Source organism: Bacillus sp. FDAARGOS_235 (assembly GCF_002073415.2).
GTDB classification, from domain to species: Bacteria; Bacillota; Bacilli; order Bacillales; family Bacillaceae_G; genus Bacillus_A; species Bacillus_A toyonensis.
Window position 1 is genome coordinate 1765784 of sequence record NZ_CP020437.2, and the last position, 16164, is coordinate 1781947.

The 16164-nt window shown below is 36.8% G+C and carries 16 protein-coding genes; 10 read left to right on the forward strand and 6 right to left on the reverse strand.

The genetic code is table 11. From position 1 onward, the window contains the following. Positions 1 to 60: 60 nt before the first annotated feature. Complete coding sequence (locus A6J74_RS10825) at positions 61 to 1158, reverse strand: glycosyltransferase (RefSeq protein ID WP_033657385.1); 1098 nt, start codon at positions 1156 to 1158, stop codon at positions 61 to 63. A gap of 165 nt (positions 1159 to 1323) precedes the next feature. On the opposite strand from A6J74_RS10825, the gene A6J74_RS10830 reads away from it, so the two are divergent. The 7 genes from A6J74_RS10830 (at position 1324) to A6J74_RS10860 (ending at position 8790) form a co-directional block, all read left to right on the forward strand. Further along, positions 1324 to 2229: a BclA C-terminal domain-containing protein gene (locus A6J74_RS10830; protein WP_080609485.1), complete on the forward strand. Its 906-nt coding sequence runs from the start codon at positions 1324 to 1326 to the stop codon at positions 2227 to 2229. Positions 2230 to 2351: 122 nt separating this feature from the next. Further along, entirely contained in the window at positions 2352 to 3197 is an 846-nt protein-coding gene (locus tag A6J74_RS10835; protein WP_000428841.1) for a TylF/MycF family methyltransferase, read from the forward strand. 235 nt (positions 3198 to 3432) lie between these two features. Beyond that, entirely contained in the window at positions 3433 to 4185 is a 753-nt protein-coding gene (locus A6J74_RS10840; RefSeq protein WP_001292084.1) for a class I SAM-dependent methyltransferase, read from the forward strand. Positions 4186 to 4198: 13 nt separating this feature from the next. After that, positions 4199 to 5128 carry a glycosyltransferase family 2 protein gene (locus A6J74_RS10845; protein ID WP_002038165.1) on the forward strand — a complete coding sequence of 310 codons (930 nt, stop codon included), beginning with the start codon at positions 4199 to 4201 and terminating at the stop codon, positions 5126 to 5128. 143 nt (positions 5129 to 5271) lie between these two features. After that, a complete protein-coding gene (locus tag A6J74_RS10850; protein ID WP_000655680.1) occupies positions 5272 to 6432 on the forward strand; it encodes an FtsW/RodA/SpoVE family cell cycle protein in 1161 nt (386 codons plus the stop codon). Between the two features lie 75 nt (positions 6433 to 6507). Beyond that, complete coding sequence (prpE, locus tag A6J74_RS10855; protein WP_000872707.1) at positions 6508 to 7248, forward strand: bis(5'-nucleosyl)-tetraphosphatase PrpE; 741 nt, start codon at positions 6508 to 6510, stop codon at positions 7246 to 7248. 153 nt (positions 7249 to 7401) lie between these two features. Beyond that, the gene (locus A6J74_RS10860) at positions 7402 to 8790 is read left to right on the forward strand and encodes a peptidase G2 autoproteolytic cleavage domain-containing protein (protein WP_000730504.1); all 1389 of its coding nucleotides are present in this window, start codon (positions 7402 to 7404) and stop codon (positions 8788 to 8790) included. Between the two features lie 48 nt (positions 8791 to 8838). Here the strand turns inward: A6J74_RS10860 and A6J74_RS10865 are convergent, their stop codons facing one another. Genes A6J74_RS10865 through A6J74_RS10880 form a run of 4 tightly spaced genes read right to left on the reverse strand, consistent with a single transcriptional unit; the run spans position 8839 to position 11602 of the window. Then, the gene (locus A6J74_RS10865) at positions 8839 to 9732 is read right to left on the reverse strand and encodes an RluA family pseudouridine synthase (protein WP_001079115.1); all 894 of its coding nucleotides are present in this window, start codon (positions 9730 to 9732) and stop codon (positions 8839 to 8841) included. Positions 9733 to 9746: 14 nt separating this feature from the next. Continuing rightward, entirely contained in the window at positions 9747 to 10544 is a 798-nt protein-coding gene (locus A6J74_RS10870; RefSeq protein ID WP_000673191.1) for an NAD kinase, read from the reverse strand. Positions 10545 to 10561: 17 nt separating this feature from the next. Beyond that, on the reverse strand, positions 10562 to 11200 hold the full coding sequence (gene yjbM / locus A6J74_RS10875) for a GTP diphosphokinase (protein WP_001081482.1): 639 nt from the start codon (positions 11198 to 11200) through the stop codon (positions 10562 to 10564). Positions 11201 to 11230: 30 nt separating this feature from the next. Then, positions 11231 to 11602, reverse strand: a complete 372-nt coding sequence (locus A6J74_RS10880; RefSeq protein WP_001180013.1) for a UPF0738 family protein — start codon at positions 11600 to 11602, stop codon at positions 11231 to 11233. 144 nt (positions 11603 to 11746) lie between these two features. Between A6J74_RS10880 and A6J74_RS10885 the strand changes: the two genes are divergently transcribed. From A6J74_RS10885 to A6J74_RS10895, 3 genes are all read left to right on the forward strand, one after another. Continuing rightward, a complete protein-coding gene (locus A6J74_RS10885; RefSeq protein ID WP_000191111.1) occupies positions 11747 to 12325 on the forward strand; it encodes a CYTH domain-containing protein in 579 nt (192 codons plus the stop codon). A gap of 181 nt (positions 12326 to 12506) precedes the next feature. After that, on the forward strand, positions 12507 to 12905 hold the full coding sequence (locus A6J74_RS10890) for a globin domain-containing protein (RefSeq protein WP_000043381.1): 399 nt from the start codon (positions 12507 to 12509) through the stop codon (positions 12903 to 12905). Then, positions 12905 to 13798, forward strand: a complete 894-nt coding sequence (locus A6J74_RS10895; RefSeq protein WP_000360648.1) for a ClpXP adapter SpxH family protein — start codon at positions 12905 to 12907, stop codon at positions 13796 to 13798. The genes A6J74_RS10890 and A6J74_RS10895 overlap by 1 nt, the downstream gene beginning before the upstream one ends. A gap of 535 nt (positions 13799 to 14333) precedes the next feature. Here the strand turns inward: A6J74_RS10895 and pepF are convergent. Further along, positions 14334 to 16160 carry an oligoendopeptidase F gene (pepF, locus tag A6J74_RS10905; RefSeq protein WP_000003362.1) on the reverse strand — a complete coding sequence of 609 codons (1827 nt, stop codon included), beginning with the start codon at positions 16158 to 16160 and terminating at the stop codon, positions 14334 to 14336. Between the last annotated feature and the right edge of the window lie 4 nt (positions 16161 to 16164).

Sequence of the window (16164 nt, forward strand, 5' to 3'; positions counted from 1 at the left end):
TATATAGCCAATCTATCATTATTAGAATCGTGACAAGTTATTTCCTAAAAATAGCATGCATTACACCTTATATTGTTTATCAAAAACACCTCGAAAATATTTACGGTTATACTCGATTGCAGCATTATTCGGAACATAAGAAGCTGCTAATTCATTGTAATAATAAGCTTTGTCTTGCTCCCCTAACTTGCTGTAGCAAATACACATTTGTAAATAAGGAAGCCATGTGTAGCTAGCTGGACTGTGAAACGGACTATCCTTTGCCAGCGGCACTTCCGTTGCTAATTTAAACCAAAATATCGCTTCATTATACTTTTGTTGATCCATATATATATATCCTATTCTTGTACAATTCTCTCCTCTAGGAACATCGTACCGAAACGATTTTGCACAAGCCTCAACTGCTTTCTCCCACAGTCCGAGCTTCGCATAACAATCCCCTAACTTACCACATGCATAGATTTTCTCTTCATACCATCCTTCATCTTGATTCAGAAATGTTTCATATAAAAGAACCGCATCATTGTATTTTTGATTATCCATAGATTCATTTGCATAATAAAACAAATCTCTCGGACTCAATTCTTCTCCAGCTGCTACAGCATTTTGAAAAATTTTCAAATTACGATCCGTTACTTCTTTTTCCTTTTTATGTGTAATAGCAATGTTGCTATTAAAAATTTCACCGGAAACCGCTAAATACTCATGTACTTTACCAAACCATTGAAACTGTTTTTCGCGCTTTACAAGCCGATACCTTCTTGTGCAATATAAAGGCTTCCCGTTAGAGTCCATTACGAGGTGATAAGGCATCGAAACAGCATCCACATTAGAATCTAATTGGCCCTTTAATTGTTTCAATGCTTCTTGAGCATCTTCTAATAATACGTCATCTGCATCTAGCCATAATATATACTGTTGCGTCGCTTTTGAAAAAGCAAAATTTCTAGCCGCCGAAAAATCATCAATCCACTGGAAATCATATATATTAGGAGTGTATTTCTCTACAATTTCTTTCGTTCGATCAACAGAACCTGTATCAACTACTACAATTTCATCAACAATTTCTTCAATCCCATCCAAACATCGAGCTATTGTCTTTTCCTCATCTCGGACTATCATACATAAACTAATTGTAATGCCTTGCTTGTTCAATATAATCACCTTCTTCCAACTCAATCATATGTTATACAAACGCGAAACTTTCCACATTTTTATATTGTTCAAGTTATTTTAGATTTCTTTTCAATAATTCAAATGTCCGTGTCATTTTCTTGCGATTTTGCATCTACTATATAATGAAAGCTTTATGGAGGTGAATTTATGTCAAATAATAATTATTCAGATGGCTTAAATCCTGATGAATCATTATCAGCTAGTGCATTTGATCCTAATCTTGTAGGTCCAACTTTACCACCAATACCACCGTTTACACTTCCAACCGGGCCAACTGGGCCTACTGGACCTACTGGACCGACCGTACCTACTGGGCCATCTGGACCGACTGGACCTACTGGGCCGACTGGACCTACTGGGCCGACTGGACCTACTGGGCCGACTGGACCTACTGGGCCGACTGGACCTACTGGGCCGACTGGACCTACTGGGCCTACTGGAGGCACTGGTACAACTGGCGCGACTGGACCTACTGGGCCTACTGGAGGTACTGGTGCAACTGGACCTACTGGGCCTACTGGAGGTACTGGCGTAACTGGACCTACTGGGCCATCTGGATCCACTGGTGCGACTGGACCTACTGGGCCTACTGGGCCTACTGGGCCAACTGGACCTACTGGGCCTACTGGGCCTACTGGGCCATCTGGATTAGGACTTCCAGCAGGATTGTATGCATTTAACTCTGCTACAGTTTCTTTAGCTCTTGGAATTAATGATCCTGTACCGTTTAACACGGTTGGATCTCAGTTTGGTACTGCAATTTCTCAATTGGACGCTGATACTTTCATCATAAGTGAAACTGGATTCTACAAGATTACTGTTATCGCATATACTGCATTAGTAAGTGTATTAGGTAGCCTTGCAATTCAAGTTAATGGCGTTAATGTACCAGGTGCAGGCACAAGCTTAATCTCAGTTGGAGCGCCTCTCGTTATCCAGGCAATTACACAAATTACAATAACTCCATCAATGGTTGAAGCTGTTGTTACAGGACTTGGGTTATCTCTAGCTCTTGGTACAAGTGCATCTATTATTATTGAGAAAATCGCTTAATCTTTTACTTAGCAGTAAAACTGATATTGGTTTTACTGCTTTTTCTATTTCGAATTCAATCATGAAATCTTTACTATCTACATAATCATATTGTTGTATGACATTTTGCAGGAGGCATAAATATGGAAAATAAATCTGCTGTTCAGCTTTATCTCGAATTGCTAAAGAAAACAATTTTATTTGAAATATGGTTAGAATATGAGGAGTACTTACCTGCATCTCTACATATATCAAAAGAACTTCAATTCGAGCCAGTTACCGTACCACTCCCTTTATTCATTAAGCAATATGCCGAAAATCATAACTTAAAAATTGTAAAGCCAGATGTTTCAAAAAGTGAACGTCATGATGGACTGGATTGGCCAAGAGCAGCACATAGTATGATTGGCCGAGAACGTATGAATCAGTTACATGAGGCAATGGAAACCGTTGTTCGTGAAAATATAGAAGGAGATTTTATCGAAACAGGTGTATGGCGCGGAGGTTCTTGCATTTTTATGAATGGCTTTTTACAAGCCAATAACATTACGGATCGCAATATTTGGGTTGCAGATTCATTTGAAGGTTTGCCAGCACCGAATTTAGAACAATATCCGAAAGACTACGGTGATTATTTACACACATTCGATTATTTACGTGTTTCTTTAGAACAAGTACAAGGAAACTTTAGAAAATATGATTTATTAAATGATCAAGTAAAATTTTTAAAAGGCTGGTTTAAAGATACTTTACCAACAGCACCAATAGAAAAGATTGCAATTGCACGACTTGATGGGGATATGTATGAATCTACGATGGATGGTCTCGTGAACTTATACGATAAAGTTTCAACAGGTGGCTATATTATTATTGATGACTATGGACTACCAGCTTGTGCAGAAGCTGTGACGGACTTTAGAAATCAAAGAAACTTAAAAGCTCCTATTACTAAAATTGATATCTTTGGTGTATATTGGCGAAAAGAATAAGAGAAATTTTGATTATAAGGAGGTTCCATTCCTATTAATCTAATACTTGAATACATGAACCGTTTTAGGAATCTCCTTGTATGTAATAAGCGGTCACATCTTATCCTCTTTCGCTATCAAATAAAACTTTAATTTCCCCATACTCTTCGTTTTGAGGTGAGATTCGTCTGTAAATATCGAGATAATATGGATACCGTATTGGTTTGCCTTTTTACTACAAGGAAGGAGTGTATTTATGAGCGAACTTGAAAAAGAAATAAAATTACTCCCCCCTCCTGAACTCGTCCAATATGTAGGTGGCGATTTTGAAAAGGTCGGTAAAGAATTCCTAAAGCATTTCATTCAAATTGGGGCTTTAAAGTCAAACGAAAAAGTATTAGATGTAGGCTGCGGCGTCGGCCGAATGGCTGTTCCATTAATGAATTACTTAACTGATGATGGAGCGTATTATGGATTTGATTTGTTTAAAGAAGGTATCACTTGGTGTAAAAATAATATTACAACTACCCGTAATAATTTTCATTTTGAACACGTTGACATATACAATCAATTTTACAATCCAGAAGGAAAAGAAGATGCCTCTCACTATAAGTTTCCATATGAAGACGCGACATTCGATTTCATCTTTTTAACTTCTGTATTTACGCACCTTCTCCCAACAGAATTAGAACATTACGTATCTGAGATTGCACGTGTATTAAAAAAAGACGGGAGATGTTTTATTACGTTCTTTTTAATAAACCCTGAGTCATCCTATTATTTAAATGCAGGACTAAGTACGTTAGGATTTTATCATCAAATTGAAAATTGTTATGTCGTAAATAAAGATATTCCTAATTTCGCAGTTGCTTATCCTGAAACAGATATTTGCGCTTTATTGAATAAATATGGCTTAGAGGTAATGAATAAACCACACTATGGTTTATGGTGCGGCCGACATGAATATACGAGTTATCAAGATATTGTTCTTACAAAAAAAAGCTTCTGAAAGGAAGTTACGTATGACAAATGAAAAAAATCTACCTCTTGTTTCCATCCTTATTCCCACCTATAATAGACCACATTATTTCAAAATCGCTTTAGAAAGTGCTTTGGCACAAACTTATCCAAACATTGAAGTTATTGTAGGAGACGATAGTACGAATGATGAAACTGAAAAATTAATGAATGAAAAATACTTACCAAACCATTCCCATATAACATATATCCGGAATAGTACTACTTTAGGACAATTCCATAATGACCTCATGCTCTTAGAACAGTCTAGTGGCGAATACATAAACTTCTTAATGGACGATGACTTATTCCATAGTAATAAAATTGAGAAAATGATGTTCTATTTCCAACAAGACTTAAATCAAAAACTCGCACTTATTACATCATATCGCACTTGGATTGATGAAAATGGAGATATAATTGAAAACCATCCCGCTGTAAATAGATTGTATAGCGAAGATACCCTGCTAAGTGGGATAGATTTTGGAAACCATATGCTTTTATCTGGACAGAATATTATTGGTGAACCTACGACTGTACTCTTTCGAAGGCGACTATTAACAGAACCTTTTGGTACTCTAAATGAAAGGAACTATTGTTGTAGTGTTGATATGGCCTCTTGGATGGGTTTACTTTCAAAAGGTGATGCATTTTATATCACTGAACCTTTAAGTTCCTTTCGCTTTCATGATGGACAGCAAGTACACCATAAATTACTTGAAGGATCTGAAGATTTTTCACATCTCGTTTTAACCTCAAAAAAGTATGGTTTCTTACAAGATTTCAATGATTATAGAACTAGTCTGCTCAAAGCCTATGAGTGGTGTATGGGTGCATTCGAGTTTTATAAACAATACCCCAATCTCATTCCAGATGCACATATACGTCTTTCTCGTTGTTTAAATATAATTATAAAAGAGCTAAATCCACGATAGCTTTGCATAAGGGAGGAGCTATTCCTCCCTATTATGTATGACTTTACATAAATAGTGGAATAAATGTATGGACAGTCTGCTTATATTACTTTTAGAATGACGTCATCAACATATTTACTAGGCGATAGAAAGGATTACATACAGTGAAAGATACGAATTCTCAATATCAAATAGACTACGTATTACTATTCATTTTATTTGCCATTGGGACTGTTAGTTGCTTTGCTATTGCAAGTGCGCAAACCTCTTTACCACCATTTTTACAAAATGTAAATTTTGCACTCAAGCAAATACAATGGTACTTCATTGGATTTGTCGCTATTAGTGTTATTATGATTATCGATTTCGATCGGTATCAAAAAATTGCTTGGTATTTATATAGCTTTGCAATGATATTACTTATCGGGCTAGAACTTCAGGTTCCAGGTGCCGTTACAATTAAAGGGGCTACCGCTTGGTACAGGCTCCCAGGCATCGGAAATTTTCAACCTTCAGAAATTATGAAATTATTTTTAATTATCGTCATTGGACGAATTATAGCTAATCATAACGAAAAATATTTTTTTCGAACACCTCGTGAAGATTTTATCTTACTCGGAAAAATATTCGCAACGAGTTTGCCACCGCTACTACTTATTGCAAAAGAACCTGATTTAGGAAACACAATGGTAATTTCAGCGATGCTGGCAGCAATGATACTAGTTTCCGGTATACGTTGGCGCTTTATTTTCGGATTAGTCTCCGTTATTTTCACAGCAGGTGTTACCTTAACGTATATTTATATTGCTCATACAGAATTCTTTAAGGAGTATATCTTAAAAGAATACCAATTAAACCGCTTCTATGGTTGGCTGGCCCCTTACGAATATGACGCGCAAGGCTATCAATTAAGACAAGCTTTTTTAGCTGCTGGATCAGGAGAAATGCAAGGAAAAGGTTGGGAAAATGGACAAGTATACTTTCCAGAACCACATACAGATTTTATTTTCACTAATGTCGCTGAGCAATTCGGATTTTTAGGCGCAAGTGTCATTATTGCACTTTTTTTCCTACTTATTTTCCGCATGATTCATATCGCTTTAGAAAGTAATGACCCTTTCGGTAGTTACATCTGCGCTGGTACAATCGGAATGTTTACTTTTCAAGTATTTCAAAATATCGGGATGACAATCGGATTACTACCTATTACAGGAATCACATTACCCCTTATGAGCTACGGAGGAAGTTCGTTGCTTACATACATGATTGCAATTGGATTTATTTTAAACGTTCGCTCACGAACGAAAGTTTTTATGTTTAAATAAATCGTGCAAAAAACGATATTTTTATCTCTATCCTTTTTTAGTTATACTAATGAAAAATAGGATGGAGGTTTACATATGAAATATGACATTATAGGTGACATTCATGGCTGCTTCCAAGAGTTTCAAAACTTAACGACGAAACTAGGATATAAATGGAATAGTGGAATGCCAGTTCATCCCGACGAGCGAAAGCTGGCATTCGTTGGTGATATTACAGACCGTGGCCCTCATTCATTACATATGATTGAACTTGTATGGGAACTTGTCATACATAAAAAAGAGGCTTATTACGCTCCTGGAAATCACTGTAATAAGCTGTACCGATTTTTCCTCGGACGTAATGTGACAATCGCTCACGGACTTGAAACAACTGCTGCTGAATACGAAGCACTATCTTTTCAAAAACAGCAAATCATAAAAGAAAAGTTCATCACCCTTTATGAAAATTCCCCTTTATATCACGTGCTCGATGAGAAAAGGTTAATTGTATGTCACGCTGGCATTCGGAAAGATTACATCGGAAGGCAAGATAAAAAAGTACAAACGTTTGTATTATATGGCGATATTACAGGTGAAAAACATGATGATGGCTCTCCTGTCCGTCGCGACTGGGCGAAAGAATATAAGGGCGACGCTTGGATTATATATGGACATACACCAGTAAAAGAACCTCGTTTTGTAAATCATACAGTCAATATCGATACTGGCGCTGTATTTGGAGGTAAACTAACTGGATTACGTTACCCTGAAATGGAGACCGTTTCTGTCCCTTCTTCCCTTCCTTTTGTCCCTGAGAAATTCCGCCCAATTTCATAATCCTCTCTACTTCGTACAATTCACGAATAACGAGAGATTATCATATTTTCTAGATGTATCCTATATAAATCTAGGTAAAGCAATTAAAAAAAGATGCAATAAAGTGCATCTTTTTTTAATTGCACGACATATAATGTCGCAGGAGGTGACAGAATGAAGAAAAAATCTTCTAAACAAAAAAGAAAATTCCACCCTTTATATCAGCCCATGTATGGAATTAACAACTGGTGCGGCATTCGAGCTGCAGCTATAGAAGAACTAGAAGAACAAGAGTCATCAAAAAAGAGCAAAGCTAAAACAAAATATGTCTCTTTAGAAAATGCTGTAATGAGTCGCATAATCAATCGTAGAAAAGTAAAGATGCAACAAAAAAATAAACATCTCTCTCATCACGATGAACAAATACTGCATTCTGAAGAAAAACAGGAAAATACGGAAGAGAACATTCCTGTAGCAATAAATAAAAAAATACAACCAGAAATTCCAACCGATATTATAAACCAAGTAAAAAAAATAAAAGAAGCATTAACTCCATCAAATAATATACAAACAGAAAAAACGATCATAATTCAGACTCCTGCACCTGAAAATACGAAAGTAAAAAAAGAAGGCCGATATTCACATGCAGAGGGGCTTCACTCTCATGCAGAGGGTACAGTTTCACATGCAGAAGGACTTCTTACACACGCAAAAGCAACTTGCTCCCATGCAGAAGGATCGAAAACAAAAGCAACTGGACATAGTTCGCATAGTGAAGGAAGTGAAACGACAGCAGGCGGCTCTTATTCTCACGCGGAAGGTAAACATACGATTGCTTTAGGCGAAGCAGCACACGCAGAAGGAACCGCAACTATCGCTAATGGATTCTCTTCTCATGCGGAAGGTAATCATACATCAACAGCTCATTTTGCAGGAAGCCATATTATGGGACGATTCGGCACGGCCGAAGAAGCCTATTCTTGGTTTATTGCAAATGGAACAAACGATACCGATCATAATATCGGTGCTAAATGGCTTGCTCATAATGGAGAAATGTACATTGAGGGTGCTTCTTACAATGCAGGCGGAACGGATTTTGCACAAATGTTTGAAACCGCGGACCATAAAGCTATTGATGTCGGTTATTTCGTTACATTTAGTAGCGAAGAAAAAATTCGGATAGCTACTTCAAACGATTCTTTCATTTTAGGAATATCTAGTGCAACCCCCGCTATTATAGGAAATAGTGGTGCTTTAAGTTGGCAAAAGCGCTATAAAACAGATAACTTTGGAAAGCGTCAATATGTACGTACAGAAACACAAGAAATACAACCACTTTTAAATACAGAATGGGATCCAGCTTGCAAATATATAGCAAGAAAAGACCGTTCTGGTTGGCTTCCTGTCGGATTAATTGGACAAATGTTAGTACGTGATGATGGCACTTGCGAACCGCATGGATATTGTCGTCCAAATGATGACGGCATTGCTACAAAAGCTGAAAGTGGATTTTTCGTTATTAAGCGTACGGATGATAATCAAATTTTAATATTATTCCGCTAAGAAAAAAGGGACCAAAATTCTTCATTACATAAGAATTTTGGTCCCTTTTTAAGCGTGCATTAATAACTGCTGCATATCGCTTGGAATCGTCGTAGCAAAAGACATTTCCTTTTCTAAAATAGGATGATAAAACGCCAAAGATGTACTGTGAAGTGCTTGTCGTTTCATTTCATCCCTTCTTCCTCCATATAAGTCATCACCAAGTAACGGATGTCCCATATGAGCCATATGCACGCGGATTTGATGCGTTCTTCCTGTCTCAAGTTCAAGAGATACATGCGTCTTTTGCGAGGAGCTATGAATCACTCTAAAATGAGTAACTGCCCTCTGTCCATCCTCACAAACTGTTCGTTCAATGATGCTATCTGATTTTCTACCAATCGGTGCATCAATCGTTCCTTCACGTTTTATCATCTCTCCATGAACAATTGCTTCATACGTTCGTTTCACAGCTTTTTGTTGATGTTGTTTCGATAAAAGATGATGTACGAAACGATTTTTTGCAATAAGCATGAGTCCTGACGTATCACGATCCAACCTTGTTACAATGTGCACCGTACTGGCAAGATGCTGCTTATCATAATAAGACAAAAGCGCGTTAGCAACACTTCCCTCTGGATGTTCTCTAGACGGAATCGTTGACATGTTCGCTTCTTTATTGATGACAAGAACTGCATCATCTTCATATACAATGCATAGTGGGATATCTTCCGCAATCATCCCTTCACTTCTTTCTTCCACTGGAAAAAAAACACGTAACTGTTCGCCCGCTTGTAGTTGATGACGAACGCTTGCATATTGACCATTTACTTCAATGGCTCCGCCATGAAATTTTATATCCGTTAAAGCAGCTTTAGAAATCCCTTTTGTTTTCAAAAATTCTCTAACTAAAGTTCCCTCTTCAGCTGACTCTATATCCCATTTCAATGTAAATCTGTTCAATATATAAACCCCTTCTATTTATCTGCAACAAACGAGTCACGGACACGTTTCCAGAATGGGAACGGGCGGAAACGAACAAATCGCACTTTCTCGTTTGCAACGCGATACTGGATTGATTTCACATCTTGATGAACCATCGTTAAATGGTCCACCGTAATTTGTAAGTTCATCCCTGGAGCCGGCTTCAACACACATGTATGATGCTTCGGCAATACAAGCGGCGAGCCTACAGTACGAAACACACGGTTGTTAATGGATGCCATTTCTGCAATTTGAATTGCTTCAATAGAAGGGTGAATAATTGCACCGCCAAGTGCTTTATTATAGGCAGTACTTCCTGAAGGAGTTGAGATACATAGACCATCCCCGCGGAATGTTTCAAAGTACTCTCCCCGTATTTCCACTTCTGTTACTAATGTGCCCTCTGCACTTTTTACAGTCGCTTCATTCATCGCTAAATACTGTGACTCTTTACTTCCATTCACATAGCGAATAATCACTTCTAAAAGCGGATATTCCACCACTTGGAATGGCGTTTTAGCAATCGCAATTACTAATTTCTCTACTTCTGTCGGTAACCAATCTGCATAGAAACCTAAATGCCCTGTATGTACACCAACAAATGCTGTTTCATCCAATCGATTATAATAACGATGAAACGCATATAAAAGCGTTCCATCTCCCCCAACAGAAATTACAATATCGGGTTCCTTTTCATCCATAATGAATCCAAAATCTAGCAAGTACTCTTTCATCGTGCTTGCTAGTGTATCTGATGATTGATCTCCCTTTGACATAATTGTAAATTTCATCGCCAACACCCTTTAGTTTATGATTCGGAATCTTTCGTTTCTTGCTTTCTTGAAAAAGCCTTTTGTGCTTCTTGAATTTCAAGACGAATAGAAGACATTTCTTCATCCAATAAAAACGCCGCTTCCGCTGCACGTTGCAAGCGTATTTTAATATCTTCAGGAAAACGCCCACTATATTTATAATTCAAAGAATGCTCAATCGTTGCCCAAAAGTTCATTGCTAGCGTGCGTATTTGGATTTCTACCAATACTTTTTGTTCCCCTTGAATCGTTTGAACAGGATAACTAATAACAACGTGATAAGAGCGATAACCGCTATCTTTCTTTTGCGTAACATAATCACGCTCTTCCACGATTTCAAAGTCATTTCGTTTTCGGAGATATTCTACAACAGGCTTAATCTCATCAACAAATTGACACATCATTCGAAGGCCCGCGATATCCTGCATATCTTCTCTGAGCCGGTCTAGCGGTACATTTCTCTTCTCCGCTTTATCAATGATACTTGCAACCGACTTTACCCTTCCTGTTACAAACTCAATTGGAGAATGCTCTGTTAACATTGCAAATTGAGTACGCATTCCTTTTAGTTTCACTTTCAGCTCTGCCACCGCTTGATGGTAAGGTGCTAAAAATTCTTCCCAATTTCGATTCATTTCAACCACCACCAAAATCAATCCATTTGCTTATAGAAATACTTTTTCTACAGCAGTTACTAGTTCTTCTCCGTAATTTGCATTACCTTCAATATTTTCAACTAAATATTCTACTTCTTCTTTTAAACCTTCTAATTCCATTTCAACATCATTCACTTGAATAAACATCGCTGTATCTTTATTCATTGCTTCACGCATCGCTTCCCAGCATGTATGCGGAATACTTACATATATGAAAGATGATTCGTTTTCTAAGATATATAAAAATGATAAATTGTCTGAGTCTACAAGTACGTGATTACGCGCACTTAACTCCTTTACCTCTATTTCAGTATTTTCCGCACAAAAAATAAGCGCATTCTCTCTCATTTCTACGCTCTTTACTTGAATTTTATTTTGCATGCTCGAACTCCTCCATCTCAACTTCCTGTCTTACTTAACAGTATTATTGTATCATAACATGGACGCAAACAAATAAAACATTGAACCAAATTTGTGAAAAAGCGATAATGTGTAAAGAATTATTTTTCAAAAGGAGCGCATACAATGACACAAGAAATTGAAATTGAATTTAAAAATATCGTTACAGAAGAAGAATTCCAATCATTATGCAAATCTTTTTCTATTGAAGCTTTCACGAAACAAGTGAATCACTACTTTGAAACGCCCGACTTTTCATTAAAAGAAGCTGGTTCTGCACTTCGTATTCGTCATAAAGGGGAAACTTATACATTAACGTTAAAACAACCTGCAGAAATCGGCTTGTTAGAAACGCATCAAGTTGTAACCGAGGCCGAAGCAAAAATGATGATGGAAACAAACACAATCATTCAAGGTGCTGTAGTAGACCAACTACACAAATTACAAATTCCTGTTTCCGCTTTAACTTATATGGGCAGTTTAACAACTGAAAGAGCTGAAACATTATTTGAAGGCGGAACGCTTGTCTTTGATCATAGTTTCTATTACAATCACGATGATTATGAAATTGAATATGAAGTGCAAGACGAAGAAACAGGAAAAGCTGCATTTATTCATTTGTTAACACAGCATAACGTACCAGTTCGCCATACAAATAACAAAGTAAAACGCTTTTTCCTTGCCAAACAAAACAAAGCACGCTAAAGTGAAAATTCCACTAGTGAATCCGTTCTACTAGTGGATACATCTCACTTCTTAAAAAGTAAAAGGTTCATTTACACCTGTAGAAGAAGCAAAGAATGTTAGGAAGGCTGTTTATTTGCCCTCTCGAACATTCCATTGCTACAATAGATATACATTTCATGGAAAAAGGAGTTTATAAAGGATGAGCAAGCAACCGATGACACCATTTGAAGCAATTGGCGGTGAACAATGCATTGCAATATTAGTAGACACATTTTATTCCTATGTCAGTAAACACCCTGACTTATCTCCCATCTTCCCGGATGATTTAACAGAAACAGCTAGGAAGCAAAAACAATTTTTAACACAATATTTAGGTGGTCCTAATTTGTACACTGAAGAACATGGTCATCCTATGTTAAGAGCACGCCATCTTCCGTTTGAGATTACGCCAAAACGAGCAGAGGCTTGGCTATCATGTATGGAGCAAGCAATGGATGACACAGGAGTACACGGTCATATAAGAGAGTTCGTTTTTGAACGTTTAGCATTAACTGCTCAGCATATGGTTAATACTCCAAACGAAACAGGTGAAATATAATGGATAAACAGGAAGCAAAGCATATCAATATGCCATCTCCTTCCGCATGTGAGCATAAGTCTGTAGAAGCATATTTATTTATTGATCCACTTTGTAAAGATTGCTGGGAAATTGAACCCTTTATTATTAAACTATGGCTTGAATACGGGAAATACTTCTCTATTCGTCATATTGTAACTGGAAAAGTGGACGGAACGAACGCTTCCTCACACAAATGGAATAAACCTGCTAATATTCGATTTGTGTGGGAAAAGACGACAAGTTTACAAGGTTTTTCATGTGATGGAAAAGTACATATGCAAGAGGCATCATCAACACCATATTTAGTTTCGATGGCAATTAAAGCAGCGGAGTTACAAGGCCGAAAAGCAGGTTCGAAGTTTTTGCGAAAACTCCAAGAATACATTTTCCTTGAAAATGTATCAAACCCTGACTGCGAATTATTGCTTGCATGTGCAAAAGATAGCAATATTGATGTAGAAGAATTTAAAAAAGATCTACATTCCGCCAGCGCAAAAAAAGCTTTCCAATGTGACTTAAAATTCACAAATGAAATGCATATTACAGAAATACCTTCCCTCGTCTTTTTTCATGCGAACTCAGATGAAGAAGGCATTAAAATCGCTGGAACTTATTCCTATGATGTATACGTACAATTATTAAAAGAGCTCGTAAAATGTGAAATCGAGCCAGAACCATTACCGCCTTTAGAAATGTTACTAGAAGCAACGCAATTTATATCTTCAAAAGAAGTAGCATTTATATATGACTGCTCGCAACAAGAGATCGAGCGCGAACTAAAAAAATTACAACTGAAACGCAAAGTACAAATGATTGACGTAAAATGTGAGCGTTATTGGAAATGGATAGCAATAGAAAAAGACCTGGTGTAAACACCAGGTCTTTTTCTTTACGGCTTATAAAAATATTAAAGGGGATGGGAGAAATTTTCACGTTCAAACAAAGGGGTATATGTTTGTATGTGAATTCGTTCACGCTTATTATATTACAAGATTCGACGTCAGATGACAACCCCTTTTGTCGAATTTCACACTTTTGTCACATTCTAAACGTTTTCATTTTTGAATAAGCTATATAAAAGCCCTTTAGGAGGTGTTTTTCATAAAGAAATCCTATATTTTACTAATTTTTTCATGTGTCCTTGTTTCTTTTTTCTTGTACATTCTCTCTCTATTACAAGCTTTTCCTAAAATTATCGCCTTTCCTCTTTTATTCGGAGTCATCGTCATCGCTCTCTCTTATTTCAACCATAGAAAACGATTTAAAGGATTTTGAATTCAAAAATTAACTATAAAACTGTCTTCAAATTTAGAAATAGTAAGGAAAATCGATTTTCATTTCGACAAATATCGACAAATTGTATTTTTAAACAAAAAAGACGAGGATAAAATCCCTCGTCTTTTCTCATTACTTTTCTTCAAATAATAACGCTTCTAATTCATTTAATTTCTCTTCAAATACTTGTAGTGCCTCTTTCACTGGTTCAGGAGATGCCATATCAACTCCTGCTTTTTTCAGCACTTCAATTGGATAATCAGAGCTTCCTGCTTTTAAGAATTCATTAATGTAACGTTCTACCGCTGGTTGCCCTTCTTCTAAAATCTGTTTAGATAGAGCCGTTGCTGCACTAAATCCTGTTGCATATTGATATACGTAATAGTTGTAGTAGAAGTGCGGAATGCGAGACCATTCTAACCCAATTTCTTCGTCGATTACTAAAGCGTCACCGAAATATTTCTTATTTAAATCGTAGTAGATCTCCGTTAACATATCTGGCGTAACAGCATGTCCTTCTTGTACTTTCTTATGAATAATATGCTCAAACTCTGCGAACATCGTTTGACGGAATACAGTACCACGGAATCCTTCTAAATAATGATTTAATAAATATAGGCGCTCTTTTTTATCTTCTGTCGTTTTTAATAAATAATCATTTAGAAGCGCTTCATTACAAGTTGACGCTACCTCTGCAACGAAGATTGAATAATCACCGTATACGTGCGGCTGTGTCTTTCTTGTGTAATAACTATGCACAGAATGACCAAACTCATGAGCAAGTGTAAATAAATTATTTACATTATCATGCCAGTTCATTAAAATATAAGGATTTGTTCCGTATGCACCAGATGAATATGCTCCGCTTCGTTTTCCTTTATTCTCATACACATCTACCCAGCGATTTTCATATGCTTCTTTCAAAATTTCAACATACTCATCACCAAGTACGTTTAAAGATTTTAATAACATGTCTTGTGCTTCTTCATATTTCACATTCATTTTCACTTCTTGTACAAGTGGTGTATATAAATCGTACATATGAAGTTCATCAAGTCCTAGCGCACGCTTTCGAATATCGATGTAACGGTGCAATAAATGTAAGTGATCATTTACCGTTTCAACGAGTTGATCGTAAACTGCTTCAGGAATATTATTATTGCTCAATGCAGCTTGGCGAGCAGAGTCATATTTACGAATACGTGCATTGAAATTATTACGTTTCACCGCTCCGCTTAACGTACTTGCAAATGTGTTCTTAAATTTCCCATACGTTTCAAATACAGCTTTGAATGCATCTTCGCGAACACGACGATCATCACTTTCTAAAAACTGAATGTAACGACCATGCGTAATTTCTATTTCTTCTCCGTCCTCGCCTTTAATAGACGGGAATTTCAAATCCGCATTATTCAACATACCAAATGTATTACTTGATGAACTCATTACTTCAGATGCTTCCGCTAATAAAGCTTCCTCAGCCTCAGATAATACGTGTGGACGTTGACGTGTAATTTCTTCTAATGCATGTTCATATACACTTAAGTCTCTATTTTCTTTTAAAAATGCTTGCAGTGTATCTTCTGAAATAGATAAAATTTCAGGTACGATATACGCTGTGCTACTAGATACTTGTGAATATAAATTCGTCGCACGATCATTTAAAGCTTGATACACAGAGTTTGTTGTATCTTGATCGTAACGCATATGAGCATATGTATATAGCTTACCTAGTCGCATTGAAATTTCATCTTCATATTGCAGTGCCTCAAGTAAGTTGTTCGCAGAGTCACCAAGCTTCCCTTTAAATTCAGTTAACTGCGGTAGTAACTCTTTAATCGCTTGAAATTCTTTTTCCCATTCTGCATCTGTTTGGAAAATATCTTCTAATCGCCACGTACTTGCTTCTTCAATCTCATTGCGATCTGGTAATGTTTTTGCTTTATTTTGTTCAGACATTCTG

Excerpts from the sequence above, each read along its gene's own strand:
- A6J74_RS10870 (WP_000673191.1), bottom strand. The coding sequence starts at position 10,544 with ATGAAATTTACAATTATGTCAAAGGGAGATCAATCATCAGATACACTA.
- pepF (WP_000003362.1), bottom strand. The coding sequence starts at position 16,160 with ATGTCTGAACAAAATAAAGCAAAAACATTACCAGATCGCAATGAGATT.
- A6J74_RS10895 (WP_000360648.1), top strand. The coding sequence starts at position 12,905 with ATGGATAAACAGGAAGCAAAGCATATCAATATGCCATCTCCTTCCGCA.
- prpE (WP_000872707.1), top strand. The coding sequence starts at position 6,508 with ATGAAATATGACATTATAGGTGACATTCATGGCTGCTTCCAAGAGTTT.
- A6J74_RS10885 (WP_000191111.1), top strand. The coding sequence starts at position 11,747 with ATGACACAAGAAATTGAAATTGAATTTAAAAATATCGTTACAGAAGAA.
- yjbM (WP_001081482.1), bottom strand. The coding sequence starts at position 11,200 with ATGAATCGAAATTGGGAAGAATTTTTAGCACCTTACCATCAAGCGGTG.
- A6J74_RS10880 (WP_001180013.1), bottom strand. The coding sequence starts at position 11,602 with ATGCAAAATAAAATTCAAGTAAAGAGCGTAGAAATGAGAGAGAATGCG.
- A6J74_RS10830 (WP_080609485.1), top strand. The coding sequence starts at position 1,324 with ATGTCAAATAATAATTATTCAGATGGCTTAAATCCTGATGAATCATTA.
- A6J74_RS10835 (WP_000428841.1), top strand. The coding sequence starts at position 2,352 with ATGGAAAATAAATCTGCTGTTCAGCTTTATCTCGAATTGCTAAAGAAA.
- A6J74_RS10890 (WP_000043381.1), top strand. The coding sequence starts at position 12,507 with ATGAGCAAGCAACCGATGACACCATTTGAAGCAATTGGCGGTGAACAA.
- A6J74_RS10840 (WP_001292084.1), top strand. The coding sequence starts at position 3,433 with ATGAGCGAACTTGAAAAAGAAATAAAATTACTCCCCCCTCCTGAACTC.
- A6J74_RS10860 (WP_000730504.1), top strand. The coding sequence starts at position 7,402 with ATGAAGAAAAAATCTTCTAAACAAAAAAGAAAATTCCACCCTTTATAT.
- A6J74_RS10845 (WP_002038165.1), top strand. The coding sequence starts at position 4,199 with ATGACAAATGAAAAAAATCTACCTCTTGTTTCCATCCTTATTCCCACC.